This is a genomic window from Actinokineospora baliensis, assembly GCF_016907695.1.
GTDB lineage: Bacteria > Actinomycetota > Actinomycetes > Mycobacteriales > Pseudonocardiaceae > Actinokineospora > Actinokineospora baliensis.
This window is the reverse complement of sequence record NZ_JAFBCK010000001.1, coordinates 6,445,841-6,471,416: the sequence shown is the minus strand read 5'-3', so window position 1 is coordinate 6,471,416 and position 25,576 is coordinate 6,445,841. Positions and strand designations below refer to the sequence as shown.

Genomic DNA, 25,576 nt, shown 5'->3' with positions numbered 1-25,576 from the left:
CCCGTGAACCTGACCGTGCTCGGCTGCGCAACCCCCTACCCTCGCCCAGGGCAGCCCTGTTCGGGATACCTGGTCAGTGAGGGCGACACCTACGTCGTCCTCGACTGTGGCTCCGGCACCTTCGCCGCCCTCCAGACCTATCTGGACCCCGGCGAGGTCACCGCGTTGTGGATCTCGCATCTGCATCCCGACCACAGCGCCGACCTGCTCGCCTGGTCCAACTGGGCGCTCAACACCGAGAATGCGCCCCGTATCCCCGTCTACGGGCCGCCTGGGTGGGCGCGGCGGCTCGATCAGATGCTCACTGGCGACTCTGCCTTGGTCGACGGCATCTTCGAGATTCACGAACTCTGTGATCACCACATGGCCGCCTACGGGCCACTGACACTGACCGCACGCGCGGTCGAGCATTCAGTACCCGGCTTCGGTGTCCGCATTGACGGCCCTAACGCGCGGTTGGCGTACTCAGGTGACACCGAGCCGTGCCCCGCGCTCACCGACCTCGCCCGTGACGCCGATCTGTTCGTGTGCGAAGCGGGCACCGCATCGCCCAATCGCTACCACACCACCCCTGAGCAGGCAGCCCACACAGCGATCGCAGCTGGCGCGAAGCGGCTACTGCTCACCCACCTCGCGCTGGCACTGGATCCCCACGCCCTGCCCACCACGCCGGGCGTGGCGACCACGATCGCTGAGCCGGGCTGGCTGTGGAGTTCGGATCAGCGGGGCTGACCGTGTTCCAGGTAGCGGGGTGCGGTGCCGCTGTAGGCCAGGAAAGCTTGGGCAAGGCGACGTTCGAGGCGGGGGATGAGGTACTCGCCAAGCCGGTTGACGGGGACCCACTCGGCTTTGTCGAGTTCGGTGCCGTCGAGTTGGATGCGGTGTTCGTCGTCGCCGAGAGGGCCGCAGTCGAAGACGTAGAGGATCTTGTCGCCCTCTGGGCCGTTGGGTGCCCAGTCGTGCACCAATAGCCGTTCAACGGTGCGGGTGAGGCCCAGTTCCTCGCGGATCTCGCGTTCGCAGGCGTCAGCGGGGGACTCGCCGCGGTCGACGTAGCCGCCGGGAATGTCCCAGCGATTGCCGTAGGTCTTGCGCACCAACAGGATCTCGTTGCCGTTGACGAACAAGGCGCCTGCTGCGAGCCGGGGAGTCGCGAACAAGTCGGCTGGGTTGATCATGATCGTGCCCCCGTGAGTTCGAATCGCTGAGCGAGTCGATGAAGGCCCGCGCTGGGCTTGCCGCGCGCGGACCTCACCAAGGTCGCCACCACCGTCCTCGCCACATGGTGTTGCCGCACGTGCTCCGGCGCGTCCCGCTCCGCCGCGAACAGCGAGGACAACGCCTCGTCACGACGGCCGGTGAGGCTCTGGGCGCGGGCGATGTCGATCAGATATCGAGTGCGCCGCTCCAGCGGCACAGCTGCGTTGTCCAGGGGCTTGGCGTCGAGGACGGTCTGGAAGTCGTCGAGTTCGGTCGCGGTATTGACGCGGTGAATGGCGACGTTGGTCGGCCCGAACGCTCCCGGCGTAGCCGCCGCACCTCGGCAGCCAACACGACCGCGGCTGCGCTCGGCTCGCCCTCATCATCTCGCGACACAAGCCGAAGCTAGCAGCAACCGCCAGATCAGCATCGATCACCGAGCGTGTGCACTGGCTACGGTACTAACGTCAGACCAGACCAACCACAGGGATGTGCAGTGCCAGACACCCAGATGCCACGCGTGGTCGTCTTCGGCCTCGGCGGCACCATCGCCATGACCTCCACCCCGAGCGGCGGTGTCGTTCCCGCGCTCTCGGCGGAGCAACTCGTGGCAGCGGTACCGGGCCTCGCCGAGGCCGGGATCGATGTCGAGGTGATCGACTTCCGACGCGTGCCGGGGGCCTCACTGTCATTCAACGACCTCGACGAGCTGGCCGCTGCGATCGATAAGCACCTGGCCGCGGGCGCGGACGGCGTGGTGGTCACGCAGGGCACCGACACCATTGAGGAGACCGCGTTCTTCCTCGACCTCGCGCACACTGGCCCGGAACCGGTCGTGGTCACCGGCGCGATGCGCAACCCCACCATGGCAGGCGCTGACGGGCCCGCGAATCTGCTCGCCGCGATCCAGACCGCCGCCAGCGCCGCCACCAGAGGTCTGGGTGCGGTGGTGGTATTCGCCGACGAGATCCACGCCGCCGCTCGCGCGCGCAAGACGCACTCCACCAGCGGCCACACCTTCGCCTCCACCAACGGCGGTCCGCTCGGCTACCTCGTCGAAGGCCAACCCCGGATCCTCAACCGACCGACCAGTCGCGTCACAGTCCAGGGCACGCCTGACCATCCAGTCGAGGTCGGCCTGGTCAGCATCACCCTCGGCGACACCGGGACCCTGCTCCGCGCCACCGCCAACCACTTCGACGCCGTGGTCGTCGCAGGGTTCGGAGCCGGCCATGTACCCGTCGGCGTCGTCGAGATCCTGACCGAACTGGCTGCCACCAAGCCTGTTGTGCTGGCTTCCCGCACTGGCGCCGGTTCTGTGCTCACGCACACCTATGCGTTCCCCGGTTCCGAGTCCGACCTGCTGGCCCGCGGCCTCATCCCCGCGGGGTTCCACGACCCGCTCAAGGCTCGGATCCTGCTGCATCGCCTGCTGGCCACTGGCCAGGACCATGACACCATCCGTGCCGTCTTCACCGGGAGCGGGAATGCGTAGCCACGAACTCACCCTCGGCCGCAGCTTCGCCGTCACCTTCGACCACGGCGACGACTTCTTCGAAGCCCTCGACCAGTTCTGCCGCGACAACAACCTCCGCCAGGGATACATCCCCGGCTTCATCGCAGGCTTCGCCGAAGCCCAGATCGTCGGCACCTGCGACAAACTCGACGACCCGCAAGCCCCCGTGTGGAGCCAAGTCCACCTCACCAACGCCGAAGCCTTCGGCGGCGGCACACTGGCGTGGGAACCGCCCAGCCAACGCCTGTCGTCGCCTTCCTCGCGGGCTCGCACCAGATACCCACCCTGGCGAGGGATTGCCCTCATCCACAACGGTTTCACCTGTCCACAGGCCAGGTTTCGCCACCCTCTCACCGCCATCGCGCCCGCTAGTCTGGAAACCGGAGCTGCTCGTTCGGTTGATCTTGCGTTTCCCGATGTCCGCCGCCCGCCGATCACCGGCGCGCCCCACCAGTCCGGAAACCGGGTTCCGCGACCCGTCCCACCAAGACCGTGACCCGAACGAACTCCTCGAACGGCCCGCCCCCGAGCGCCCGCTCAACCCGCTCCGCCAACTCCGCCCGCCCCGCTGCCCCCGGCAGCCTGTCGACGGACAGCGCCGAGAACACCCCGCCCACGATTTCCGATAGCGCGAGCGGCGCCGAATACGTGTGCTCGAAGCGGTGGCAAGCCAAACCCGCCTCGGCCATCGCATCCAAGTACCGTTGCTGGCTACCTTCATCAGTCCCGCACGCAGCGGTAAGAGGAGTCGACAACCACTCCTCCAGCACTGACCGCAGGGCGCGCGACCACTCCGTCTCCTGCAGCCACAGAGGTGTTCCGTTGGTCAGCACCGCCACCCCACCCCCAGGCCGCACAGTGGCCGGGATCTCCGCGAACAACCGCGGGTGGTCCATCCAGTGCAAGGTCTGTCCCACCGTCACAACCCCCACAGGGCCGGTGAGAGCCCGCAACGCGGGTAGATCGACGTCCCGGCCGATCATCCAGCTGGCGTTCGGTGCCGCGTGCGCCGCGGCGCGCAGGAGCATGTCCGGCTCCGGATCAAGGCCGACGACCGCCCGCACGCGCGAAGCGAGTGGCACGGCGACCTGCCCGGTCCCGCACCCCAGGTCGATCGCGACGTCGTCCCGGTCGAGCTCGAACGCCCGCACCACCGCGTCGATCGCCTCGGCGGGGTAGCCCCGGCGGTAGCGGTCGTAGTAGTCGGCGACCTCGCCGCTGAATCCTTGGCCCATGTGACCACCGTGCCCTCAGCGGCGGCGCGGCGGGGACCGGTTCACCCTCGGCGTGAGAGCCGGGTGGGCAACCGTTCACGGGGGCGGCCACCAGAGTTAACGATCATGCCGCTGACCGGACCCGTCGGTTGGGCAGTCTGGGTCAGTGCCCGACCCGGCTCTGGTTGTCGCGGCGGTCGATCTGGCCGCGAGCCTGTTGTTCCCGATGCGCACCCGCTGGCACCACACGATCGGTGTCGCCTACCGCGCCGGGGAGCTCACGGGCACTGTCGACCCCGCCGAGCGGGAGGTCCTGGTCGCCGCGGCCTGGTTGCACGACATCGGGTACGCGGCCCGCGACACCGGTTTCCACCCGGTCGACGGCGCCAGGCACCTGGCGGGGCTGGGGTGGCCGCCCCGGCTGGTCGCCTTGGTGGCCCACCACTCCGGGGCCCGCTTCACCGCGCAGGCCCAGGGTCTCGGCCACCTGATGGCGCCGTACCCGCACGAGGACAGCCCGCTGTCGGACGCCCTCGCCTACGCCGACCAGACCACCGACCCCGGGGGCAGTCCCGTCACCCTGCGCGGCCGGTTGGCGGAGATGTTGGCGCGGCACGGCAGCGACTCGGCCAACGCCCGCGCCCACCACCTCCGCGGTCCGTACCTGCACGAGGTGGCCGACCGCGTAGAGAGCCGCCTCTAGCTCGTGTACGCCTGGATCTCGTTCACCCGCACCAGGTTCGGGTGCCCCGGTGGCCCGACCTTGGCCACGATCCGCACGCCGCGGGCGATGCGCGGGGTGAAGAGCGCGGTGAACGTGGTCGTGTTGGCGTAGTTGACGGTCATCACCGTGTCCCACCACTGTTCGTACTGGTTGAGCACCTGGATGTCGAAGTCGCGCAGCGAGGTGTGCACGACGACCCGGCTGACCTCGCGGTAGTGCAGCCAGCGCACGTAGACCCACTCCGGGGTGTCGGTGGTCTTGCGGCCGATCGCGGGTGACCAGGCGGTGTCGGGGTTGCCGTCGATGATGAGGCCGGGGGCCATGTCGGAGGAGGACGCGATCGCGGTGCCGCCGCGGGCGTAGTCCTCTCCCGGCTGCGGTGGCGGGATGTTCTCCGACGGGGTGAACCAGGTGGGGGAGGTGCTCGGCGGCACCGTGGTAGTCGGGAGCACAGTCGTGGTGGTCGACGGCACTGTGGTCGAAGGCACGGTGGTCGGGTAGGTGGACGACGACCACGGCCCGGTCGGGTAGTACCAGGACGTCGTGGGGTACGGCGAGAAGCTGGCGGGCTGCGCGGGGGCGGCGCCACCGGAGGGGGTGGCGGCGGCCGTGGCGGCAAGGGTGCCGAGGAGGGTGATGGCGGCCAGCGCGAGCGCGGCGGGCAGCTGCTTCTTGGCGGGCAAGCGCACCGGGGCGTCCTTTCCTCGTGGTGCCGCCAAGCTAGCCGTGTCGATCATGGGCCGGACAGTGTGTGGCGGGAACTCTGCCCGAGGGGGCAAAGTTCCCGCCGCGCAACGGATTCCGGCTAGCCCAGGTCCATCGGGGTGCGCCGGACCCGCACACCGAAGATCATCCCGAGCAGCACCATGGCCGCGCCGAGGCCCAGGTGCAGCCAGTTGTCGGCGTTGTTGACGGGCACGAAGTTCGCCGCGCTGTCGTGGTCGATGAGCATCCCGTAGGCCCACAGCGCCAGGTAGACGAGCCCGCCGACGAGCAGGTACTCGCGCGCCCCGCCGTCGCGGCGGGCCATCGCGAATCCCGCGACGCCGAAGGCCAGGTGGACCAGGTTGTGCAGCACCGACACCGCGAAGGCGCCCAACAGCAGGGCGCCGCTGTGGTGGCCCGCGAAGGTGAGCTCGCCGCTGGTCACACCCGGGACGAACCCGAGCACCCCGACCAGCAGAAACCCGCCTGCGACGAGGGCGGCGGCGGAGCGGACCGGTTGCAGCACGGTGGTGGCGTCACGCGGGAACCGGTGGGGCAGGTGGTGTGCGGTGGACATGTGGACCTCCTCCACCCTCGGCTACCAACCAGTCGCGGCGGGCAAACCCGCGCGCTGTGAAGTGCACTCGGCCGTGCGACGGCCTCATCCGCCTGCCCGTTGTGTCGATATCGCAGGGGTGACCACGGATGGTTTGCAGGGTGCGGAGGACCGCTCGGGTCCCCGCATGTCCGCATACCGGCTGGTCAGCGCGGGGTTGGCCCTGGCGGGTCTGGCCCTGGTGGTGGTCGTCGCGAGCGCGGTGTTCGAGCCGACCACCGGCACCGTCGTCATGTGGGTGTGCGTCGCCGCGGCCGCGCTGGTCGGGCTGCACACCTGGCAGGCGATACGGCAGGTCAGCGCCGGTGTGCGCGCGGTCACCGAGGCCGCGGCGCGGATGGGCGCTGGCGAACCGGATGTCCGGGTACCCGCGGTGACGTGGCCCGCCGCACTGGCCAGGATGGCCGCGGCGCTGGACTCGTCGGCGCGGGCGCTGCGCAGTTCCACGGCGGCGCGCTCGGCGTTCCTGGCCACGATGAGCCACGAGATCCGCACGCCGATGAACGCCGTCGTCGGCCTGACCGGCCTGCTGCTGGACACCACCCTGACCGGTGAGCAACGCGACCTCGTGCACACCGTGCGCGACAGCGGCACCGCACTGCTCGGTGTCCTCAACGACGTGTTGGACTTCGCGAAGCTGGAGTCCGGCGAGGGCGAGCTGGAGCACGTCACCTTCGAGGTGCGGGAACTGGTGGACAGCGCCGCCGCGCTGGTCGCCGCCGCCGCGGCGGACAAGGGGTTGCGGACCAGGGTCGTTGTCGTCGGTGACGGCCCGGCGCGGCTGGTGGGCGACCTGGCCCGGTTGCGGCAGGTCGTGGTGAACCTGCTCGACAACGCGGTCAAGTTCACCGAACGCGGCCAGATCGAGACCACCGTCGACGTCCACCCCGCGCCCGCGGGCCGGGTGTGGCTGCGCATCACCGTCCGCGACACCGGTGTCGGGGTCCCCGCCGACAAGCTCGACACGCTGTTCACCCCGTTCAGCCAGGTCGACGGTTCCACCACCCGCGCCTACGGCGGCAGCGGCCTCGGGTTGGCCATCGGCAAGCGCCTGGCCGCGGTCATGGGCGGTGACCTCACCGTCAGCAGCATCGCGGGCGTCGGGTCCACCTTCACCCTGACCGCACTGCTCGAGGTCTCCTCGGACGAAGCCGTCGCGCCGCGCACCGCGCCGACCACAGCACCGACCGGGCCGCTGCGGGTCCTGGTCGCCGAGGACAACCACATAAACCAGAAGGTCGCCCGCCTCATGCTCGCGGGCCTGGGCCACCACGTCGACACGGTCGCCAACGGCCACGAAGCCGTCCAGGCCCTGCGCGGCGCCCCCTACGACGTCGTCCTGATGGACGTCCGCATGCCGGTGATGGACGGGCTGGACGCCACCCGCTTGATCCGCACGGAACTCCCAGCCGAGCGGCAGCCGTTGATCGTCGCGCTCACCGCGAGCGCGTTGGTCGAGGACCGCGCGGCGTGCCTGGCCGCGGGGATGGACGACCACCTCGCCAAGCCGGTCCGCGTACCCGATCTGGTGGCCGCCCTGTCCGGGGTCGCTTCCGGCGGCGCAGCTGTGCTGACCCTGCCTGCCCCCGACCGGGAAACGGCGATCCGCGACCGGCTCGAGGAGATCTCCGGCCCGAACCCGCCCGCGGACGAGGTGGAGTTCCTGGCGCAGCTGCTCACCTCGTACACGACGAAGACCCCGGCGGCGCTCGACTCCCTGGCCGCCGCCCTGACAACGGCTAACACCGAAGCGGTCGTCACCCAGGCCCACACGCTCAAGGGGTCCGCGGCCAACATCGGTGCGACCGCGCTCGCGGAACTCTTCCTCACCCTCGAGCACAACGCGGGCGGCTCACCGGCGGACATGACGGCCATCCGGGCCGAGTACGCCTTGGTCGCGCAAGCGTGCCTCGCGGTGGCCCGGGGCTACACCCGCTGAACCCCTTGTCCGCCAACGCCCGGGCGTCATCCTGTCGTGGTGCAGGACTGCCCGGCTGGCGGTTGTCCCTCCCGCTGGCGCGTCGGTAAGCAAAGGGGGGAATCGTCGTCGGTAGGGGATGCGCCATGGTCGGGCATGTGGTGGTCATCGGGGCCGGGGTCTACGGGGCGGCGGTCGCGGCTGGTCTGGCGAAGCGCGGCGCCCGGGTCACCGTGGTGGAAGCGGGCGCGCCCGCCGGTGGGACCTCCGGGGCGACCTTCTCGTGGACCAACTCGTGCGGCAAGCAGCCGCGCAGCTACCACGACCTCAGCGTCGCCGGGATGGCCGCCCACCAGCGGCTGGCCGCGGCGGCACCGCACTCCGACTGGTACCACGAGGGCGGCAACCTCGAGTGGGCCGCCGACGAGGTGGGCCTGGAGCGGCTGCGGGCGAAGGTGGCAGGAGTCCTCGAGTACGGGTACGGCGCGCGGTGGCTGACCAAAGCGGAGGTCGTCGCGCTGGAGCCCGACATCAACCCGGCGGGCCTGCCGACGGGGGAGATCGCCTACTTCCCGCACGAGGGCTGGGTCGAACCGACCCGGCTGATCGGACACCTCCTGGCGACCGCCCTGTCCCGAGGCGCCCGCTTGCTGCGCGACGACGCCGCCATCGACCTCGACGTGGACACGACGGTCAAGATCCGGCTCACCTCCGGCAAAAGCCTCACCGCCGACGCCGTCGTGAACTGCGCCGGACCGCACGCCGCCCGCATCGCCGAACTGGCCGGTCTCACGCTGCCCATGCGCAACACCCTCGGCGTGCTCATCTACACCTCCCCGGTAGCCGTCTCCGTGTCCCGGGTCGTCCACGCCCCCCACGTACACCTACGCCCCGACGGCGGCGGGCGGTTGTTGTTGCACACCCACGAAATAGACTCCGCCGCCCGCGTCACCGCCGGGAAGACAGAAGTCGACCCGACCGCCGTTGAGGGGGTGGTCGCCGCAGGCCGAGCCCTCTACCCAGGCCTTCGCGACGCCACCGTGGAAAGCGTCCGAGTAGGCGAACGCCCCATCCCCGCCGACGGCCTCCCGGTCCTGGGCCGAGTAACCACCCTCCCCACATTCCACTTCGCCGTCTCCCACAGCGGCACCACCCTCAGCGTCCACGCAGGCGACCTGGTGGCCGCCGAAGCCCTGGGCGACCCCCAAGACGAGGCCCTAGCCCCCTTCCGCTACGAACGCTTCCTGGCTTAGCACCCACCCTCACCGCAGCCCCCGAGCCACCGAGTCAGCCCACAGAGCGGACCCCACCAGCCCGACCATTGGACACTCGGAAGCCGCTGGTGCCACCCCAACCCACCGAGCCGACCCCGCCAGCCCAACCACCGCTCCCCGGAAGCCGCCCACCCAATGCTCGATGGGGCGGACTTGGTTTGTGTGGGGTGGCGGTGCCCGTAGCCTTGCCTCGCTGCAGGGCCATGCTTTTCGGCCCCAGCTTTGCGGTCCTGCCACGGGTGGCGCAGGGGCCCCGCGCAAACCGAGTTCGCCCCATCGAGCCCACCGGACCACCACGAACCGGCCCCGCCACCCCAGCCCACCGAGTCAGCCCGCCAGCCCAACCACCGCTCCCCGGAAGCCGCCCACCCCATGCTCGATGGGGCGGACTCGGTTTGCGTGGGGTGGCGGCAGTCGTAGCGTTTCAGCGCGGATAGGGCCATGCTCTTCGGCCCCAGCTTTGCGGTCCTACCACGGCTGGCGCAGGGGCCCCGCGCAAACCGAGTTCGCCCCATCGAGCCCACCGCACCACCACGGACCGACCCCGATGCCGCAGGCGAGGCGTCCAACGAAGATCACCCGATTCAGAAGCCCCCGATGCACATCCTACCGAAGCGCACCGACAGAACAGGACCAGCGAGAAGCCCCTGTGCACAACCAAGCACCTTGTGGACAACCCTCAACAGCATCGCGCCCGCCGCCGAATCGCAGCCTCCGCCACCACCAGGTTCAGCACCCACGCCGCCCCGAGCAGCAGCGCACGCGGCAAGGGAGTGGGCTCACCGAAGGCGATGAACCACGGCAAGGTCACCACCGCCTGCGTTCCCGACGCGATGCCGACCGCGTAGCCGCGGATCACCCAGGCCCGGTGCCCGGCGATGTCCCGCCTGCGGATGGCCAACAGGCCGAGGACGAGCGCGACCGCCATGATCGTGCCGAAGATCAGGCGGAACACCGTCAACAACGGCGCGTCGGAGGCTGGGTGCGGGTAGGTGATGGTCATGTAGAGCCCCGAAAGCGCCGCGATCAGTCCACAAGGGAGCGCGAGCCGGCCCGCGATCCGGTGCCAGGCGAACCGGCGCAGGTTCGGGGCGAACTGGAAGGCGCCGACCACCGTGAACACCGTGGCGCCGACGATGTGCAGGACGATCGGGATCGGTGCGGCGGCGAAGCGGGCGCCCTCTTCGGTGGCTGGGCCGGTCAGCTTCGTCAGCCGGAAGGCGCCCGCGGCGATGGGGACGGCGCCGAGCAGCAGGAGTGCGATGGGGACGCGGATGTGTTTCAGCACAAGGGAATCGTGGCGCGCGCAGCCGCCAGTAACATCAGGGCTGGGTACGATCCCCGTGTCGTACTTTCGGCTACCTGACCCGGCCGGTCTCGTACGCCCAGATCACGATCTCCACCCGGTTCCTGGCGCCCAGCTTGGTCATCAGGCTGGCGATGTGCGACTTCACCGTGCTCAACGTGATGTGGAACTCGGCCGCGACCTCGTTGTTGGTCCGCCCGCGCGCCACTGCGGCCAAGACCTGCTCCTCCCGGTCGGTCAACGGCGCAACCGGTTGCGCGGGGGTCGATGGCGCCCCCGCGGCGAACGCGCCCAGTAGCCGCGCCGTGATGTTCGGCGCGATCAATGCGTCGCCCCGTGCGGCCGCGTGCACCGCCTGGGCGAGCAGGTCCGCACCCGCGTTCTTGAGCAGGAATCCCCGCGCTCCCGCTCGCAGCGCGTCGTACACGTACTCGTCCAGGTCGAAGGTCGTGATGACGACCACCGCGACCTCGTCGGCGAGTTCGCGCGTCGCCTCGATCCCGTCGAGTCCCGGCATCCGGATGTCCATCAGGCACACGTGCGGCCGCAGCGCCCGCACCACCTCCACCGCTTCCCGGCCGTCGCCCGCCTCGCCGACGACCTCGATCCCCGGCTGCGCCCCCAGGATCATGGCCAACCCGGTGCGCACGATCTCCTGGTCGTCGGCCACCACGACCCGCACATCACCGTCCACTAGCGACCGTCCTTTGTGGGCAATGTCGCCGCCACGGTCCACCCGCGGTCGGGATCCGGGCCCGCCGTGCACGTGCCGCCGAGCAGGGTAGCGCGTTCGGCCATGCCCGTGACGCCGAAGCCCGGGGGACGGGGAGCTGCGGGGTCGCCGTTGTCGGTGACGCGCAGGAGCACCGCCGTCGCGCCCACGTCCGCCCGGACCCGCACCTGGGTCGCGTTCTTCGCGTGCCGCCTGGCGTTGGTGACGGCCTCTTGCGCGATCCGGTAAGCCGCGGCGCCGATCGGTGACGGGAGGCCGGAAGCGTCGCCGATCACCTCGACGCACACCGCCGGGTGGCCGTCGGACGCGAGCCGGTGCAGGTCGTCGAGGCGGTGCCCGGGCGCTCGCTCCGCCGGTTCGTCGGCGCGCAGCACCCGCACCATGCCGCGCATCTCCTCCAGCGCCTTCCCCGCCTCGGCGTCGATCACCCGCAGCGCCGCGACCGCCGCACCCGGGTCCGCCGCGGCCATCGCGATGCCCGCCTGCGCCCGGATGGCCATCGCCGACACGTGGTGGGCGACCGTGTCGTGCAGGTCGCGGGCCAACCGCTCCCGCTCGACCAGCTTGACCTGGTCCAACTCCCGCGCCCGGTACCGCGTTCGGTACCGGGCGGCCGCGCCGAGCGCCATCGCCGCGGCCAGCACCCCGGTCCCGGCGAGCGCGTCCGGCAGCCGCTGGTACCCCAGCAACACCGATAGCCCCACCTGCCCCACCATCACCAGGGACCCCAGCGCGGCCTCCCGACCCGATCCCCACCGGTACAGCGAGAACGGCAGGACCAGCAGGTAGACCAGCGCGGTCAGGTCGGGGAAGTTGCGGTCCAGCGCCACCGAGGCGACCGCGCACGTGCCGAAGGCGAGGACCACCACGAGCAGCGGCCGGTCCCGCCGCCACCACAGGAGCTGGGCCAGGGCGACCGCCAGGGCGGTCGAGGCGTACTGCTGGCGCGAGAGGCCCTCCAGCGCGGCGGCCAGCACCAGAACCCCGATCAGCATCTTGTCCCACCACGTCAGCGGCGGCACCGGGGTGGGGCGCGGTTCCCGCCACAGCGAGCGGACGATATCGAGCACGAGCCCAGTGTACGAGCCGCCTGACCTGCGCGGATCAGCCGAAAGTACAGCTCAGGTAGACCACCTGGGGTGCCCCCGCGGTCGAGGTGAACGAGCCGACCACCGACCAACCCGACGCGTCGTAGAGCCGCCGGGCAGGCGCCTCGGCGTGGGTGCACAGCCACGCCCGCGGATACCCGGTGATGAAGCGGGCGAGCAGGTCGCGCCCCAGCCCGTGCCCGCGGTGCGCCGGGTCGACCATGAGCTCGACCACCTCCAGCGCGGGCGGGCCCAGCAGGGGACGGGCGGTGGGCTCTACCCCGCCGAAGATCCGCTCGTAAAACGGCGTGTCCGGCCTGCCCGGCGCGGTGGGCCAGCCGTAGATCGACCCCACGACCACTCCGCCGAGGGCGGCGAGGAGACCGTGCGCCCCCGGCTCGGCGAGGTGCTGCACAAACCGCTCCGGCTGCTTGGCGACCTGCTCCTCGGTCTCGGCCCAGGGCGGCTCGGCGAAACACCGCCGGTAGAGCGCGTGCAGCTGCTCACCGGCCCGCGCCAGATCATCGGCGTCGGCTGCGGCCAAGTGGTAGACCCCCATCGGGCCACTGTATTCGTGAGTGGCGGCGCTCTGCTGGGGTGGGGATGAGGGTGGCGGTGGTGCACCACCGCATTGGCACGTCGCGGTGGTCTGCTGGGATGGGTCCGTGAGGACGAGTGTGACCGCCGTGTGCGCGGTGGCGATGCAGTTCCGGTAGGGCGCGTGCCACGCCGTTGGCTCGGCCAGTTCGTTGAGCCTCACCGGGGCGCCGCCTCCGCGGCTCCGCCACTGCCGTGGCCGACACTGCTTCCCCAGCCAACAACCCCCAGCACCCGGTCTCCGGCCCACCACGCCCTCGGCCGCCGCTGTATCGGCGCGTGGCGGTGGTCTACTGGGATGGGTGCGTGAGAACGCGGGTGATTGTGGTGTGCACGGTCGGGATGGTTGTGGGTGCGTGCCTAGCTGCCCGTCGCGCTCGGGTGGTAGTCCCCATCGGGTCACCGTGTCGGTGTGGCGGCGGCCCGCTGGGATGGGTGTGAGCACGAGGGACTGTGGTGTGCGCGGCCGCGATGGCTGTGCCGGTAGGTGGAGCGCGTGCCAAGCCGGTCGGCTGTGGTCAGGTGGCCCTCCGTCGGGTCGCCGTGGAGGCGCGTCGCGGCCTGCTGGGATGAGGTGGGTGACGACGAAGGTGACCGTGGTCTGGTATTAGCGGGGTGCCTGGCCGTCGGTGGTCCTCCCTTGGGCTGCCGTAGAGGCGCGGGGCGGTGGTCTGCTGGGATGGGCATGTGATGACGAGGGTGACTGTGGTGTGCACGGTGGCGATGGCCGTGTCGATGCTGCCGTTGTTCGTGCTTGGGGCGCTCGGGCCGGTGCTGGTGGCGGAGTTCGGGTTGGCGCAGTGGCACCTGGGCGCGCTCGTGGCCGGTGGGTTCGGGGTGGCGGCGCTGCTGTCGTTGCCCGCGGGCTCGCTGGTCGACCGGGTGGGGGCGGGGCGCAGCCTCGTCGGGCTGTTCGTGGTCGGTGCTGGGGTGTTGGGGGTCATCGCGGTGGCGCCGTCGGCTTGGGTGGTCGCGGTGGGGGTTGCGCTCGGCGGTGTGCCGCAAGCGTTGGCGAACCCGGCCACCAACAAAGTCATCCTCGCCACGGTCGAGCCGGGGCAGCGCGGCGCGGTCACGGGGTGGAAGCAATCCGGCGTGCAGGTGGGCGCGTTCGTCGCCGGTGTGCCGCTCGCCGCCGTCGCGTCCTTTGTGGACTGGAGATGGGGTGTCGCCGCACTCGCGCTGCTGTGCCTGGTGGTGGTACCCGCGGCCAGGATGCCGGTGCCGCACGTGCCGCCGAAGGGTGGCGGGAGCGTGGGTTCGCGGGTGGTCAAGTTGGCCGCTTTCTCGCTGGCGCTGGGTTTCGGGCTCGCGTCCGTGAACACCTACTTCGCCCTCTACGGCGTGAGCCTCGGCCTGTCGGCACCGGTCGCGGCGTGGTTGATCGCGGTCATGGGTGTGCTCGGGATCGCGGGGCGCGTGCTGTGGAGCGGGGCCGCCGGGCGGGCGAAGGACCCAGCGTCGGTGCTTCCGCTGCTGGCGTTGGGTGCCGCGCTGTCGATCGCGGTGGTGGCGGTGGCTGAAGCCGCGCCGTGGCTCGTGTGGGTCGGTGCGGTGGGGGTGGGTGTGTTCGCGGTGTCCGGCAACGCGGTGTCGATGGTGGCGGTGATGCGCGCTGTCCCACCCGCATCGGCGGGCCGGGCAGCCGCCGTGGTCTCGGCCGGGTTCTTCGGCGGATTCGCCCTGGGACCACCGCTGACCGGCCTGGTTCCCGGGTACCCCTGGCTGTGGGCTTGCGTCGGGGCGGCGTTCCTCGTCGCGGCTGGGGTGGCGTTCGTGATCACCCGGAGCGCGACGTGACCGACTGGGCTGAGGCGATCTTGCGGGACCTCTGGAACCGGGTCGATGAGCTCGAAGCCACTGTAGGGCAACGATTCCCCCTCTATGCCGACCAAGACCATTGGCGCACCACCGCACGCGGCTCCTGGACCGGCGGTTTCTGGGCAGGCCTGCTGGCGCTGTGCCCGGACGGCGACCCCGCGCCCGTCCGCCACCGCCTAGACCTCTGGGCCGACGCGGACACCGTGTGCCGAGGGCTGATCTTCTGGTACGGCAGCGCGGGCGAGCGCCTCGGCCTGCACCCACCTCAATCCACCACAGCCGCCGTGGCCAACAACCTCGCCCAAGCTTTCGACGACCGACTGGGCGCCATCCCCTGGGGAACCGCCCTCGCTCCCGACGGCCCGCCGATCCGCCCCGACGGCGCCGTGGGTGTCGTCCCCCTCCTCAGAGCCCACGGTCACGTCGACATCGCTCGACGCCACCTGGAAACCCATCTCGCCCAGGGAATCCCCGGCTGGAACAGAGGGGCGGCCTGGCTACTGCTGTCCGCAGTGGACGGAGACATGCTCAACGACGACCTCCTCGCCCCCTGGTCAACCCCATCCGACGACGCGGGTGCCAACGCCATCGCGGCCGCGGCCCTGATCAAGGCCAACCACCCCCTAGGCGAACGCCTGTTGCGTGAAGCCGCGAAGGGCACCTCCGAATACGACGGCCGAACCGGCCTACGCGTCATCTGGGCAGAGTTCTTCACCGCCCTCGCCGCCGCCCTGCTCACCGGCCTCACGTCAGCGGATCAGTGGTAACCCCGGAGCAGCCGCCGTCCGGTGGTGGTGATGTGGAGTTCGTCCGCCCCGTCCAGGATCCGGGCTGACCTGGCGACCCGCAGCATCCGCGGCAACCCCGACGCCGCCATCAGGCCCTCCGCCCCGTGCACCTGGATCGCCGCGTCCACCGCCGTTTCCAGCGCACGCGCCGCCGCTGTCTTCGCCAGGCTCACCTCCACCGCCGCCTGTTCACCCGCCGCCACCAACCGGGCCGCCTCACCCGCGAGCAGCCGCGCCGACCGGACCGACAGCTCTGCCTCGAAAGCCAGCCGTTGCACCAGTTGGTACGAGGCGAGTACCCCGTCGCCCAGTGCACGACTTCCGGCCCGCGCGCCCAACATCTCCAAACACCGTTGCGCCTGACCAACCCACCGCAACGCCCGCAGCGTCCGCCCCAGCGCCAACCGCTCGCCCGCCAACCGCAAGCCTTGGCCCACCGGCCCCACCAGGTTGCCCTCGGGTACGCGCACACCGGTGAAGCTGATCTCGTACTGCCCGCCCGCGCCGAGGACGTCCAGCTCCCGCTCGACCCGGAACCCCGGAGAACCCGTTGGCACAGCGAAGAGGGAGAGCTCCTCGCCGGTGCGAACGACCACCAGCACCAGGTCCGCGCGGGCCGCGTCGCTGGTGAACCACTTGCGGCCGTCAATGATCCACGCTCCGTCCGGCCGCTGGCGGGCTGTGGTGCGCAGCAGGCTCGGGTCCGATCCCGCCACGCCCGGCTCGGTCATCGCGTACGCCGAGACCAGCTCACCCGAGACCAACGGCCGCAACACGGCTTCGCGCAATTCCGAGGTCGCGTGCGCGGCCAGCATGCGCGCGGTGAGCAAACTGGCGGACCCGAGCACAGCGGGTCCGTAGTCGCTGCGGCCCTCGTCCTCCGCCAACTCCAGGTACCGGGCCAGCGGCATCCCGCCCCCGCCCAGGTCCGCGGGCAGCGGCAGCGCCCACAGGCCCGCGGCCTTCGCCTCCCCGCGAAGGTCGAGCCCGGTGTCCAACTCGGCCTCCGCGGGGATCACCACCCGGTCGACGAACGCGCGCACGGTCTCTCGGTTCACACGGCACATCACACCACCACGGGAACCGACGGCGACGCCCGTGCGACCAGTGGGGCATGACGGGAACCCTCCTCGACGCCAAGGTCTCCGTGTCCGGCTCCGGAGCCACCGCAACCGTGCTGCGCGACCACCTCGCCCACCTCGGGTTGGAGGTCGTCGACGGCGGGGCGACCGACCTGGCCGCTGAGGCCGTCCTCGACGTCCCGGGAGGTCGGCACGTCGTGCGGGTCGACTGGGCGGGCCCGGTCGCCGTACCGGGGCTGCGCGACGAGGCCACGGTCCAGGCGGCCTGCGGGGTGATGCACGTCCACGGCCGCAGTACCGGGTCACCGCGCGGCCTGGGCGTGGACCACTGCGGCACGGCGGCGGGTGTGCTCGCGGTGACGGGCCTGCTCGCCGGTGTTCTGCGGGAACCGCTCGGGGAACACGTCGTCGAGACGAGCGTGGCCGAAGCGGCGCTGCTGACCGTTTCGCAGTACATCGCGGCCGCGGGGGAGGAGTTTCTGCCCGGTGGGCCGCCGTTCACCACGGCCGACGGGGTCCGCTACGAGCTCGAGGCGCTGGTCCCCGAGATGTGGGGCGCGTTCTGGACCGCGCTGGGAGCTCCGGTCCGCGCCATCGGCGTCGGGTGGCGGCCGTTCCAGTTCCGCTACGCCACCGCGACCGCCCCGCTGCCCGTCGAACTCTACGAGACCAGCCGGGCAGCGACCTTCGACCAGGTGCGGGCGGCGGCGCGGGCCAGCGGCGCGGGCCTGACCACGCTGCGCCATCCGGCCGACTTACCCGAGGGCGGACATCCTTGGCAGGTCACGCCTCTGCCCGATCCGGCGCCCGGTGTCGGCTTGGAGACGGTGTGGGAGGCGGGTCGGCGCATTCAAGCGCCCATGGCGGCGAACCTGCTGCGGTTGCTCGGCGCCCGCGTGGTCCGGGTCGAGCCGCCGGACGGGGATCCGTTGCGCGGCATGCCCCCCACGACGGGCGGGCTCTCCGCGCGCTGGCTGGCGCTGAACCGGGGCAAGGAAGCCGTCGAGGTCGACCTCAAGGACCCGAACGAACGGCAACGCCTGCGCGACCAGGTGCGGGCGGCTGACGTCTTCCTGCACAACTGGGCGCCCGGCAACGCCGAACGCTGGGGCCTGACCGCCGCAGACCTACCGGGCACCGTCCACGTGCACACCTCCGGCTGGGCCGACGCGCCGGAGGACGACCTGCCGATCGGGACCGACTTCATGGTCCAGGCCCGCACCGGCCTCGCCGACCTGGTGCGCCCGCTCGACGAGGTCGCCGCTCCGTCGATGATGACCCTGGTCGACGTCCTCGGCGGTCTCATCGGCGCCGAGGCGACCCTCGTCGGCCTGCTGGCCCGCCGCGCCACCGGTCGCGGGGTGTCGGTGCGCAGCAGCCTGCTCGGCGCGGCGACCGCGCTCAGCCGGGGCGTATCCGGCCGCCGACCGGTCGGGTTTCGCCGACCGGTGGACGGCCAGGTCGGGGGCGTGCCCGTGGTCACCGACCTCACTGATCTGCTTGTAGACCCCGCGTTCGCCGCCGTCCTGAGCCGTGACGAGCACGGTTCGCCCGCACTGACCGCACCGTGGAGGTTCCAGTGAAGCTCGCCGCCGACCAGACGCTGCACGACCTCGTCCCGCAGGAACTCCGCCGATCCTGGGCCGCGCAAGGCATCTACCGCGACCAAGACATCTACTCGCTGTTCCGCGCTCACGCCATCGCGAACCCCGGCCGCACAGCCATCCTCGACGCGGATGGCGCGATTTCCTATGCGGACTTGGATGTTCTGGTGCGGCGCCTGGCCGTTGGGCTTACCGGGCTTGGGGTCGGCGAACACGACGTGGTCGCCGTCCAGTTACCGAACGAAAGACTGGCCTGCGCGTTCGACCTGGCCATCGCGGCGGTGGGGGCGATCGCGTTGCCGTACCCGGTCGGGCGGGGCGACCGGGAGGCTTGGAGCCTGCTGAGCAGATCGCGAGCCGTCGCCGTGGTCACTCCAACGTCCCACGGCGATTACCCTTGTGCGGAGCGAACTCGGGCGATGCTGGGGGATCTCCCCCACCTGCGCACGGTCATCGAGGTCGGTGGTGAGACGGCGGGCTGCGTTCCGGTGTCGGCGTTGCTGCGCGGGGATCCGGCGCGGTTCGAGCAGGCGACTCCCGACCCGGACGGCCCGGCGCGGATCCTGGTCACCTCCGGCTCCGAGGCCGAGCCGAAAATGGTGCTGTACTCGCACAACGCGCTCGTCGGCGGTCGGGGCCGGTTCATGGCGGCGCTGCTGGGCGACACGCCCTCGCCGCGCGTCTACGTCATGGTGCCGCTCGCTTCGTCCTACGGCAGCAACGGCACCGCGGTCACGCTGGCCACCCACGGCGCCACCCTGGTCCTGCGGCCCCGGTTCGACGTCGACACCGCACTGGCCGCCATCGTGCGGGACCGGCCGACGCATGTGTTGGCGGTGCCGACGATGTTCCGCATGATCACCGACAGCGGGGCTCAGCGGGACACCTCCAGCTTGCGCGTCGTCGCCCTCGGCGGCGCGGCGCTGGACGCGGTGACCGCGGGGCGGGTCCGGGAGTCGTTGGGGTGCGCGGTGGTCAACGTCTACGGCTCCGCGGACGGCGTCAACTGCCACACCGCCGTCGACGGTGTGCCCGACAGCGCCGGGCGGCCGAACCCCGAGGTCGCACATATCTCCATTGTGGACGATGACCTGCGTCCGGTGGCGGCAGGCGAAGTGGGGGAGATCGTCTCTTTAGGACCGATGAGCCCGATGTGCTACGTCGGCGCGCCCGAGCTCAACGCCCGCTACCGTCTCCCGGACGGGTCGGTTTGCACAGGCGACCTCGGGCACTTCGACGCGGACGGGCACCTGCACGTGGTGGGTCGCCGCAAGGACATCATCATCCGCGGCGGCCTCAACATCAGCCCGGCCGAGGTGGAGGGGCTGCTGGCCACGCACCCGGCGATCCGGGACGTCGTCTGCGTGCCCGTGTCGGACCCCGTTCTGGGTGAACGGTTGTGCGCTTGCGTTGTCGCGGAACGGGACCTGTCGTTGGCGGAGGTTACGGCGCACCTGGCGGCGCAGGGGCTTGAGCCGCGCAAGTTCCCCGAGCGCGTGGTCGTGCTCGGGGAACTGCCGCTTGGCCCGGCTGGCAAGGTCGACCGGCGGGCGGTCCAGGAGTTGATCGCTAGCCGAGCGCGGTGACGATCCGCTCGGCGTTGGTGGTGTAGACCCGCAGCAGGTCGAGGTCCGGTCCCGGGTAGTTCACGATCTCGACCTGCTTGGCGCCCGCGTCGGGCAGGACGCCGCCGCTGGTGGGCATGTGCGCGTTGTCCAGCACCAGGTCCGGCTTCGCGGCGGTCAGGTCGGCGACCTGGGCCGGGGTGATCGGCTGCGGCCCGTACGTGCCGACCACCTCAAGACCGGTGATCTCCGCCATATACGCCACGAACGCCTGGCTGACGACCCGGCCCCCGCGCTTGCCGGAGATCCCGGTGATCGTCCGGTCGAACTCGGTGATCCACGCCTCGGCCGCCTGTTTGGTGCCCAACAGGTCCGCAAGGCGCCGCACCTCGGACCGCACGACGTCCGGCTTGTTGTCCAACACCACCGGCTCGACCCGGGCGTCACCGCCCGCGGCCTCCTTGAGCTTGCCCGCGAAACCCTCGAACTCCGCGTACAGCACCAGATCCGCTTCCCCGACCGCTACCAGGTCCGAGGGCTTCGGGTCGTAATCGGCCGCGTGCACCACGGAAGCCGGGACGATCACCTTCACCTCGCCCGCCCCGGCCGCCTTGGCCAACGCCCCCTCCCAGGCGGTGGCCGCCACCACCTTCTTCCCCTGCACCGCGTTGTCGGTTCCCTTGGCTTGCCCGCACGCGCTCAACGCGAGTACGGCGCCGAGCACCACGATCCCGAGCTTCACGCTTCTCCTCTCCTCACGGCCTGGGCGAGCAGAGCCACCACCCCGGCCACCAACACCAAGATCGGCCCGGGCGGCTGGTCCAGCACCAGGGCCAGCGACAACCCCACCACCGCCACCCCCAACCCGATGACCACCGACGCGACCACCATCCCGGTCAACCCCCGCCCGATCCGCCGCGCCGCCAACGCGGGCAACAGGGTCAACGCGTCCACCAACAACGCCCCCGTCAACTTGACCGCCCCCGCGATGGCCACCGCCACCACGACCAGCAGCGCCACCGTCAACGGCCCGGCCCGAACCCCCGAGGCGACCGCCAACTCCCGGTCGTGCAACAACAACGCCAGGTCGTGCCGCCGCCACCAGAAGAGCGCGGGCACCCCCACCGCGAGCACCCCCAACACCCAGAGGTCCACCACCCGGGTCGACAGGATCGACCCCCACAACAGCTCGAACGCCCCGTTGGCATTAACCCCCGACACCGACAGCACCAGCAACGCCACCGCGATCGCCAAGCTCATCAACAACCCCATGGCCCCGCTCAACCCACCCGGCCGCGTCGCGAACGGCGCCAACCCACCCCCCGCCGCCGCGCACAACCCCAACGCCCACAACACCGGATCAGTCCCCGTCAACATCCCGACCGCCGCCCCCAACAGGGCGACATGCATGATCGCGAACCGCACCGGGTAGATGTCGAGCCCCACGATCACCACCCCCACCGGCGGCAGCGCGATGGCCCCCAACACCAACCCCAACCCCGCCCGCTGCACCGCCGCCAACCCCAACAACTCCGCCAGATCACTCACACCCAACCCCCCTCTCGAGTTGTCCACAGCGGCCTGCCCGCACACCCAGTTCTGTCGGCGCTCCCCGGTAGGCTGTGTATTGGGGGCTGCTCAATTCGGCTCACCTTGGTTCTTCCGCCTCCGCAGCCCGTTCCCGCGCAGTGGCTGCCTCACCCCCGCTGCGGTGTAGTGCGCCACACCTGAGTTGTCCACAGCCATCTGTTCGCCCGCCCCGTTCCGTCGGTGCTTGCCGGTAGGCTGTGTATTGGGGGCTGCTCATTTCAGCTCGCCTTGGTTTATCGTGCTGGCAAGCGTCTCTCGCGTCTCTTTCCTGCGCGGTTGCTGTCTCACCTTCGTCGTGGCGCGGTTCTCCTCCCGCGCACCCACACCAGAGTTGTCCACAGCCAGCTTTCCGCTCGCCCCGTTCTGCCGGTGCATCCCGGTAAGCTGTATATCGGGGGCTGCTCAATTCCGTCGAGCAGCCTTGCCGCTGCTGCAGCCGACTTGTTGGCGCCGACCGGTGAGCCCGTTCCGGGCAGGAGGAGCCTCGGCTGGGCTCTGAAAGTCGCTTCCCCTCAACGATTCCAGACGGGCCGATCTGAGCAGCCCCCGATATACAGCTTACCGGAGACAGGCGACAGAACGAGGTGCGTGAACCGTCGCCTGTGGACAATTCGGAGCCGTGTTGCGGTGGTCCCGAAAGTCCGAAGCGGCGCCCGTGAACGTTTCCGAGTTGTCCACACCCGACTGGTCGGCCACCCCGTTCTGTCGGTGCTTCCCGGTAAGCTGTATATCGGGGGCTGCTCAGTTCCGTCGGGCAGGTCAGCGGCACCGCCAGTGCCCGCCGGTGAACCCGTTCCGGGCAGCCAGGACCTTCCGGTTGGCTGGGGCGTGAGAGCTTTCTTCCGCGTTCGAATTGAAGCGGGCCGATCTGAGCAGCCCCCAATACACAGCCTACCGGCAAGCACCGACAGAACGGGGCTGGTGAACCGTCGGCTGTGGACAACTCGGGGCTGCGCTGCGGCGGCGTGGGGAATCCGAGGCGTCGATTTCCCCCTCTCCCGCGAACGTTCCCGAGTTGTCCACAGCCACCCCCTCGCCGCCCCCGTTTTGTCGCCTGTCCCCGGTAAGCTGTATATCGGGGGCTGCTCAGATCACACATCACCGGGCCTCCCGCAGTTCCCCCGCCGCCATCTCCACCACCCGGTCGCACACCCGCACCACCGCCCGGTCGTGCGTGGCCACCACCACCGTCACCGGCAGCCCGGCCAACACCTCCGCCGCCTCCTCCTGACCCGCGAAGTCCAGTGCCGCGGTCGGCTCATCGGCCAGCAACACCCCCGCCCCGGCCGCCACGCAGCCGACCGCGCGCGCCAGCCACGCCCGCTGCACCTGACCGCCCGACAACGTGTGCACCCCGCGGCCGCCCAAACCGCCCAGCCCCAACCGATCCGCGGCCACGCGGGCCGCCGCCAGGTCGCCTCCGCTGGCCAGCAACTCGTCCAGCAGCAACGGGAACCGCCCGCTGGAGCGCAGTTGCGGCACCCACCCCACGGCCGCCCGCCGCGCGCGCCACTGCGATGCCGTCTTGGCGACCGACCCGCCGACCGCCACCACGCCCGCGGTGATCGGCTGGAACCCCAGCACCGCGCGCAGCAGCGTCGACTTCCCCGAGCCGTTCGTCCCGACCAGCGCGACCCGCTGCCCCGCGGGGACGTCGAGGTCGGCCGAGCGCACGGCGGTGTGCGAACCGTAGCGGCAGCTCACCCCGGTCAGCCGCACGGGCAACGCGGTCACCGGCTCCTCCCGTCCGGGCACACCGCGCGGCGCACCCGATCAGGAGTCGGTCACCCGATCGCGTTAGTTCCCGGGAGTTCAGCCCGCTTCGGTGGCCTGGTCGTCCACGGCGCGGATCAGGTCGTCGCGGGCGCGGGCCACCCGGGAGCGGATGGTGCCGACCGGGCAGCCCACGACGTCGGCGGCCTCGGCGTAGGGCAGGCCGAGGACCTGGGTCAGCACCAGCGCCTCACGCCGGTCCGGGTCGAGGGCGTCCAGCAGCAGGTTCAGCTCCACCGCACCCTCGAAGCCCGACGGCGCCGCGTGCCGGTCGGCTTCGGCCTCCCAGCCGACCCCACCGGCCAGGCGCGGGCGGGAGCGGGCCATCCGGACCTGGTCGACCACCACGCGGCGGGCGATCACCAGCAGCCAGGTGCGGGCCGAGGACCGACCGGCGAACCCGCGCAGGCTGCCCAGCGCGCGGGCGTAGGTCTCCTGCGCCAGGTCGTCGGCGACCGCGACCCCGGCGAGGTGGGCGACGAAGCGCCACACGTCGCGCTGGGTGGCGCGGACGAACCGCTCCAGGGCGTCGCGGTCGCCGGTCCGCGCGCGCAGCGCCCAGCGGGTCACCTCGTCATCGGGTGTGGTCACGAATCCGGATCGTAACCACACCCGTCGGGAACCCGTATGCCCAATGGCGCGACTATTGGGACGTGGACTGCTCAACCTGCCGTGAAGCGCTCTCGGCCCGCCTCGACGGCGAGGCCGAACCCGCACCCGCCGCCGAGACCGACGCGCACCTGGCGCAGTGTCCCGCGTGCACCGCGTGGCAGGTCCGAGCCCAAGCCCTCACCAGGGCGATCCGGGTCCGCCCCGCCGAGCAGCCGCCGGACCTGGTGGTCGCCGCGCTCGCGGTCCGACCCCGGCCCGCGGCGCTCATCCCCAGGCTCGCCCTGGCCGTCGTGGCGCTGGTCCAGTTCTGGATCGCCCTGGCCCAGCTGCTCACGCCGTCGGCCCACGGCGACCACGGCCTCTCGGGTCACCTGTTCAACGAAGGCGCCGCTTGGAACCTCGCGCTCGGCATCGGCCTGCTCGTCGCGGCGGTCCGCGTGACGAGAGCGTCGGGACTGCTCCCCACCCTGACCGGGTTCGTGGCCCTCTTGGTGGCGCTGTCCATCCACGACCTGGCGCAAGGCACGGCTACCTTCGCCAGAGTCGCGTCGCATCTGCCGTTGCTGGCTGGTCTCGCCCTGCTGTACCTCGTCGCTCGGCTCACCAAGGACAAGCCCACGCCGCAGACCCCCGCGCTGGTCGGCGAAGACGACGACTCCGTGGGCAGCAGCGACATCCCAGACCCGGTTCACGCGCCCAAGCGCCGCAGGGGCCACCTCCGCCCCACCGCGGAAGCCGCCTAGGAACCCCATAGACACGCCGGGATCGGTCCCTCTCCACCCACTGACTCGGTGTCCCTGAGCCGCCCCTGGCGCCTCCGCGCGCCAGGGGCGGTCAGTCTTTGCCCATCGCCCGGCGGATCTCGGCGAGCCGCGCCCGCCCGGCTTCCTCGCGCTCGGCCAACTGCTCGTCGAGAGACTTCACGTCCGGGCCCGTGCCGCCGATCCCCGCCAACTCGGTCGACCCGGTGGCGGTCGCGGCGCGGGTCTCGATGCGCTCGCGCACGTAGTCGAAGCTCGGCACGCCGGACTCCGAGTACGGCGCGGCAGCGGGCTCGACGACCGGTGTGGTCTCGACGATCTCGGCGTCCACGACGGTCGGGTCGTCGCCCTGGGGTGCGCTCATCTGGGGTGTCCCTCCGTGGGTCCGGGCCCTTCCCAGCATAGGCGCGTCAGATGGTGCGCAGCACGGACACGACGGTGCCCAGGATCACCGCGTTGTCCCCGTCGATCACCTCGTACGCGGGGTTGCGCGGCTCCAGGTACACGTGCCCGCCGCGCCGCCGGTACACCTTCACGGTGGCCTCGTCGTCGATCATCGCCGCGACCACCTGGCCCGAGTGCGCCTCCGGCCCCTGCCGCACCACCACGACGTCGCCGTCGCAGATCGCCGCGTCCACCATGGAGTCACCCCGCACCCGCAGCGCGAACACCGTCCCCCGCCCGGTGAACTCCCGCGACAGCGTCAACACGTCGTCGACGTGCTCGTCCGCGGTGATCGGCACCCCCGCGGCGATGTCGCCCACCACCGGCACACTCACCGACCCGTCGGACTCCCGCTCCACCGTCCCCAGGAACGCCCGCACATCGATCGGCCGCGACACCGAGGTCCCGCGCCGCAGGAACCCCTTGTCCTCCAAGCTCGCCAGATGCCGCGACACCGCCGAAGCCGACCGCAACCCCACGGCTTCGCCGATCTCCCGGGTGCTGGGGGAGTAGCCGTGCCGCACCACCCAGTCCCGAATGGCCCCCAAGATCTGCTGCTGCCGAGGCGGCAACCCAGCAGCCTCCACGAAGAACTCGTCGTCGACGATCACCGCACGATGATAGTGACCGGCCCCGGACACCCGG

General features: G+C 71.1%; 26 protein-coding genes. 11 read left to right on the top strand and 15 right to left on the bottom strand.

The annotated features are described in order from the left end of the window. Positions 1–3 precede the first annotated feature (3 nt). A complete protein-coding gene (locus JOD54_RS28730) occupies positions 4–732 on the top strand; it encodes an MBL fold metallo-hydrolase (protein ID WP_204455081.1) in 729 nt (242 codons plus the stop codon). Here the strand turns inward: JOD54_RS28730 and JOD54_RS28725 are convergent. Next, the gene (locus JOD54_RS28725; protein WP_204455080.1) at positions 720–1,178 is read right to left on the bottom strand and encodes an NUDIX domain-containing protein; all 459 of its coding nucleotides are present in this window, start codon (positions 1,176–1,178) and stop codon (positions 720–722) included. The two genes, JOD54_RS28730 and JOD54_RS28725, sit on opposite strands and share 13 nt — an antisense overlap. Before the next feature lie 518 nt (positions 1,179–1,696). On the opposite strand from JOD54_RS28725, the gene JOD54_RS28720 reads away from it, so the two are divergent. Together JOD54_RS28720 and JOD54_RS36165 are read left to right on the top strand one after the other, a co-directional pair. Further along, entirely contained in the window at positions 1,697–2,695 is a 999-nt protein-coding gene (locus JOD54_RS28720) for an asparaginase (protein WP_307860366.1), read from the top strand. Continuing rightward, complete coding sequence (locus JOD54_RS36165) at positions 2,652–3,212, top strand: PCC domain-containing protein (RefSeq protein ID WP_504739773.1); 561 nt, start codon at positions 2,652–2,654, stop codon at positions 3,210–3,212. The genes JOD54_RS28720 and JOD54_RS36165 overlap by 44 nt, the downstream gene beginning before the upstream one ends. On the opposite strand, the gene JOD54_RS28710 is transcribed toward JOD54_RS36165, so the two are convergent. Continuing rightward, complete coding sequence (locus JOD54_RS28710; RefSeq protein ID WP_204455078.1) at positions 3,151–3,951, bottom strand: class I SAM-dependent methyltransferase; 801 nt, start codon at positions 3,949–3,951, stop codon at positions 3,151–3,153. The genes JOD54_RS36165 and JOD54_RS28710 overlap by 62 nt on opposite strands. Positions 3,952–4,096: 145 nt before the next feature. On the opposite strand from JOD54_RS28710, the gene JOD54_RS28705 reads away from it, so the two are divergent. Further along, complete coding sequence (locus tag JOD54_RS28705; protein WP_204455077.1) at positions 4,097–4,633, top strand: HD domain-containing protein; 537 nt, start codon at positions 4,097–4,099, stop codon at positions 4,631–4,633. Here the strand turns inward: JOD54_RS28705 and JOD54_RS28700 are convergent. Together JOD54_RS28700 and JOD54_RS28695 are read right to left on the bottom strand one after the other, a co-directional pair. Beyond that, positions 4,630–5,391, bottom strand: a complete 762-nt coding sequence (locus tag JOD54_RS28700; protein WP_204455076.1) for a discoidin domain-containing protein — start codon at positions 5,389–5,391, stop codon at positions 4,630–4,632. The genes JOD54_RS28705 and JOD54_RS28700 overlap by 4 nt on opposite strands. 68 nt (positions 5,392–5,459) lie before the next feature. Then, a complete protein-coding gene (locus JOD54_RS28695) occupies positions 5,460–5,936 on the bottom strand; it encodes a DUF4383 domain-containing protein (RefSeq protein ID WP_204455075.1) in 477 nt (158 codons plus the stop codon). Between the two features lie 166 nt (positions 5,937–6,102). Here JOD54_RS28695 and JOD54_RS28690 point away from each other — a divergent pair, with 166 nt between their 5' ends. Together JOD54_RS28690 and JOD54_RS28685 are read left to right on the top strand one after the other, a co-directional pair. After that, a complete protein-coding gene (locus tag JOD54_RS28690) occupies positions 6,103–7,914 on the top strand; it encodes an ATP-binding protein (protein WP_204455074.1) in 1,812 nt (603 codons plus the stop codon). 125 nt (positions 7,915–8,039) lie between these two features. After that, on the top strand, positions 8,040–9,146 hold the full coding sequence (locus JOD54_RS28685) for an NAD(P)/FAD-dependent oxidoreductase (RefSeq protein ID WP_204455073.1): 1,107 nt from the start codon (positions 8,040–8,042) through the stop codon (positions 9,144–9,146). Positions 9,147–9,846: 700 nt separating this feature from the next. Here JOD54_RS28685 and JOD54_RS28680 read toward each other — a convergent pair. The 4 genes from JOD54_RS28680 to JOD54_RS28665 form a co-directional block, all read right to left on the bottom strand. After that, complete coding sequence (locus JOD54_RS28680; RefSeq protein ID WP_204455072.1) at positions 9,847–10,455, bottom strand: DUF2306 domain-containing protein; 609 nt, start codon at positions 10,453–10,455, stop codon at positions 9,847–9,849. A 70-nt stretch (positions 10,456–10,525) separates the two neighbouring features. After that, positions 10,526–11,167, bottom strand: coding sequence for a response regulator transcription factor (locus JOD54_RS28675; protein WP_307860365.1), 642 nt, complete (start codon positions 11,165–11,167; stop codon positions 10,526–10,528). Continuing rightward, on the bottom strand, positions 11,167–12,276 hold the full coding sequence (locus JOD54_RS28670) for a sensor histidine kinase (protein WP_204455071.1): 1,110 nt from the start codon (positions 12,274–12,276) through the stop codon (positions 11,167–11,169). Before JOD54_RS28670 ends, JOD54_RS28675 begins: the two co-directional genes overlap by 1 nt. Positions 12,277–12,310: 34 nt before the next feature. Then, positions 12,311–12,853 carry a GNAT family N-acetyltransferase gene (locus tag JOD54_RS28665; RefSeq protein WP_204455070.1) on the bottom strand — a complete coding sequence of 181 codons (543 nt, stop codon included), beginning with the start codon at positions 12,851–12,853 and terminating at the stop codon, positions 12,311–12,313. Positions 12,854–13,581: 728 nt separating this feature from the next. Between JOD54_RS28665 and JOD54_RS28660 the strand changes: the two genes are divergently transcribed. Then, complete coding sequence (locus JOD54_RS28660) at positions 13,582–14,691, top strand: MFS transporter (protein ID WP_204455069.1); 1,110 nt, start codon at positions 13,582–13,584, stop codon at positions 14,689–14,691. Then, the gene (locus JOD54_RS28655; protein WP_204455068.1) at positions 14,688–15,479 is read left to right on the top strand and encodes a hypothetical protein; all 792 of its coding nucleotides are present in this window, start codon (positions 14,688–14,690) and stop codon (positions 15,477–15,479) included. The genes JOD54_RS28660 and JOD54_RS28655 overlap by 4 nt, the downstream gene beginning before the upstream one ends. On the opposite strand, the gene JOD54_RS28650 is transcribed toward JOD54_RS28655, so the two are convergent. Next, positions 15,470–16,558 carry an acyl-CoA dehydrogenase family protein gene (locus JOD54_RS28650; RefSeq protein ID WP_204455067.1) on the bottom strand — a complete coding sequence of 363 codons (1,089 nt, stop codon included), beginning with the start codon at positions 16,556–16,558 and terminating at the stop codon, positions 15,470–15,472. The two genes, JOD54_RS28655 and JOD54_RS28650, sit on opposite strands and share 10 nt — an antisense overlap. Before the next feature lie 56 nt (positions 16,559–16,614). Between JOD54_RS28650 and JOD54_RS28645 the strand changes: the two genes are divergently transcribed. Together JOD54_RS28645 and JOD54_RS28640 are read left to right on the top strand one after the other, a co-directional pair. After that, positions 16,615–18,165: a CoA transferase gene (locus JOD54_RS28645; protein WP_204455066.1), complete on the top strand. Its 1,551-nt coding sequence runs from the start codon at positions 16,615–16,617 to the stop codon at positions 18,163–18,165. Continuing rightward, positions 18,150–19,772 (top strand): class I adenylate-forming enzyme family protein, encoded by a 1,623-nt coding sequence (locus tag JOD54_RS28640; protein WP_307860364.1) that lies wholly within the window; start codon positions 18,150–18,152, stop codon positions 19,770–19,772. Before JOD54_RS28645 ends, JOD54_RS28640 begins: the two co-directional genes overlap by 16 nt. On the opposite strand, the gene JOD54_RS28635 is transcribed toward JOD54_RS28640, so the two are convergent. The 4 genes from JOD54_RS28635 to JOD54_RS28620 all read right to left on the bottom strand — a co-directional run bounded on the left by JOD54_RS28635 (position 19,756) and on the right by JOD54_RS28620 (position 23,705). After that, a complete protein-coding gene (locus tag JOD54_RS28635; protein ID WP_204455065.1) occupies positions 19,756–20,493 on the bottom strand; it encodes a metal ABC transporter substrate-binding protein in 738 nt (245 codons plus the stop codon). The genes JOD54_RS28640 and JOD54_RS28635 overlap by 17 nt on opposite strands. Beyond that, positions 20,490–21,299 (bottom strand): metal ABC transporter permease, encoded by an 810-nt coding sequence (locus tag JOD54_RS28630; RefSeq protein ID WP_204455064.1) that lies wholly within the window; start codon positions 21,297–21,299, stop codon positions 20,490–20,492. Before JOD54_RS28630 ends, JOD54_RS28635 begins: the two co-directional genes overlap by 4 nt. Before the next feature lie 1,140 nt (positions 21,300–22,439). Beyond that, on the bottom strand, positions 22,440–23,075 hold the full coding sequence (locus JOD54_RS28625) for an ATP-binding cassette domain-containing protein (protein WP_204455063.1): 636 nt from the start codon (positions 23,073–23,075) through the stop codon (positions 22,440–22,442). 78 nt (positions 23,076–23,153) lie between these two features. Beyond that, entirely contained in the window at positions 23,154–23,705 is a 552-nt protein-coding gene (locus JOD54_RS28620; RefSeq protein WP_307860363.1) for a sigma-70 family RNA polymerase sigma factor, read from the bottom strand. Positions 23,706–23,767: 62 nt separating this feature from the next. Between JOD54_RS28620 and JOD54_RS28615 the strand changes: the two genes are divergently transcribed. Beyond that, a complete protein-coding gene (locus JOD54_RS28615; RefSeq protein ID WP_204455062.1) occupies positions 23,768–24,469 on the top strand; it encodes a zf-HC2 domain-containing protein in 702 nt (233 codons plus the stop codon). Between the two features lie 91 nt (positions 24,470–24,560). On the opposite strand, the gene JOD54_RS28610 is transcribed toward JOD54_RS28615, so the two are convergent. Together JOD54_RS28610 and lexA are read right to left on the bottom strand one after the other, a co-directional pair. Then, complete coding sequence (locus JOD54_RS28610) at positions 24,561–24,851, bottom strand: PspA/IM30 family protein (RefSeq protein WP_204455061.1); 291 nt, start codon at positions 24,849–24,851, stop codon at positions 24,561–24,563. A gap of 46 nt (positions 24,852–24,897) precedes the next feature. After that, positions 24,898–25,542 (bottom strand): transcriptional repressor LexA, encoded by a 645-nt coding sequence (lexA, locus tag JOD54_RS28605; protein ID WP_204455060.1) that lies wholly within the window; start codon positions 25,540–25,542, stop codon positions 24,898–24,900. Positions 25,543–25,576: the final 34 nt, after the last annotated feature.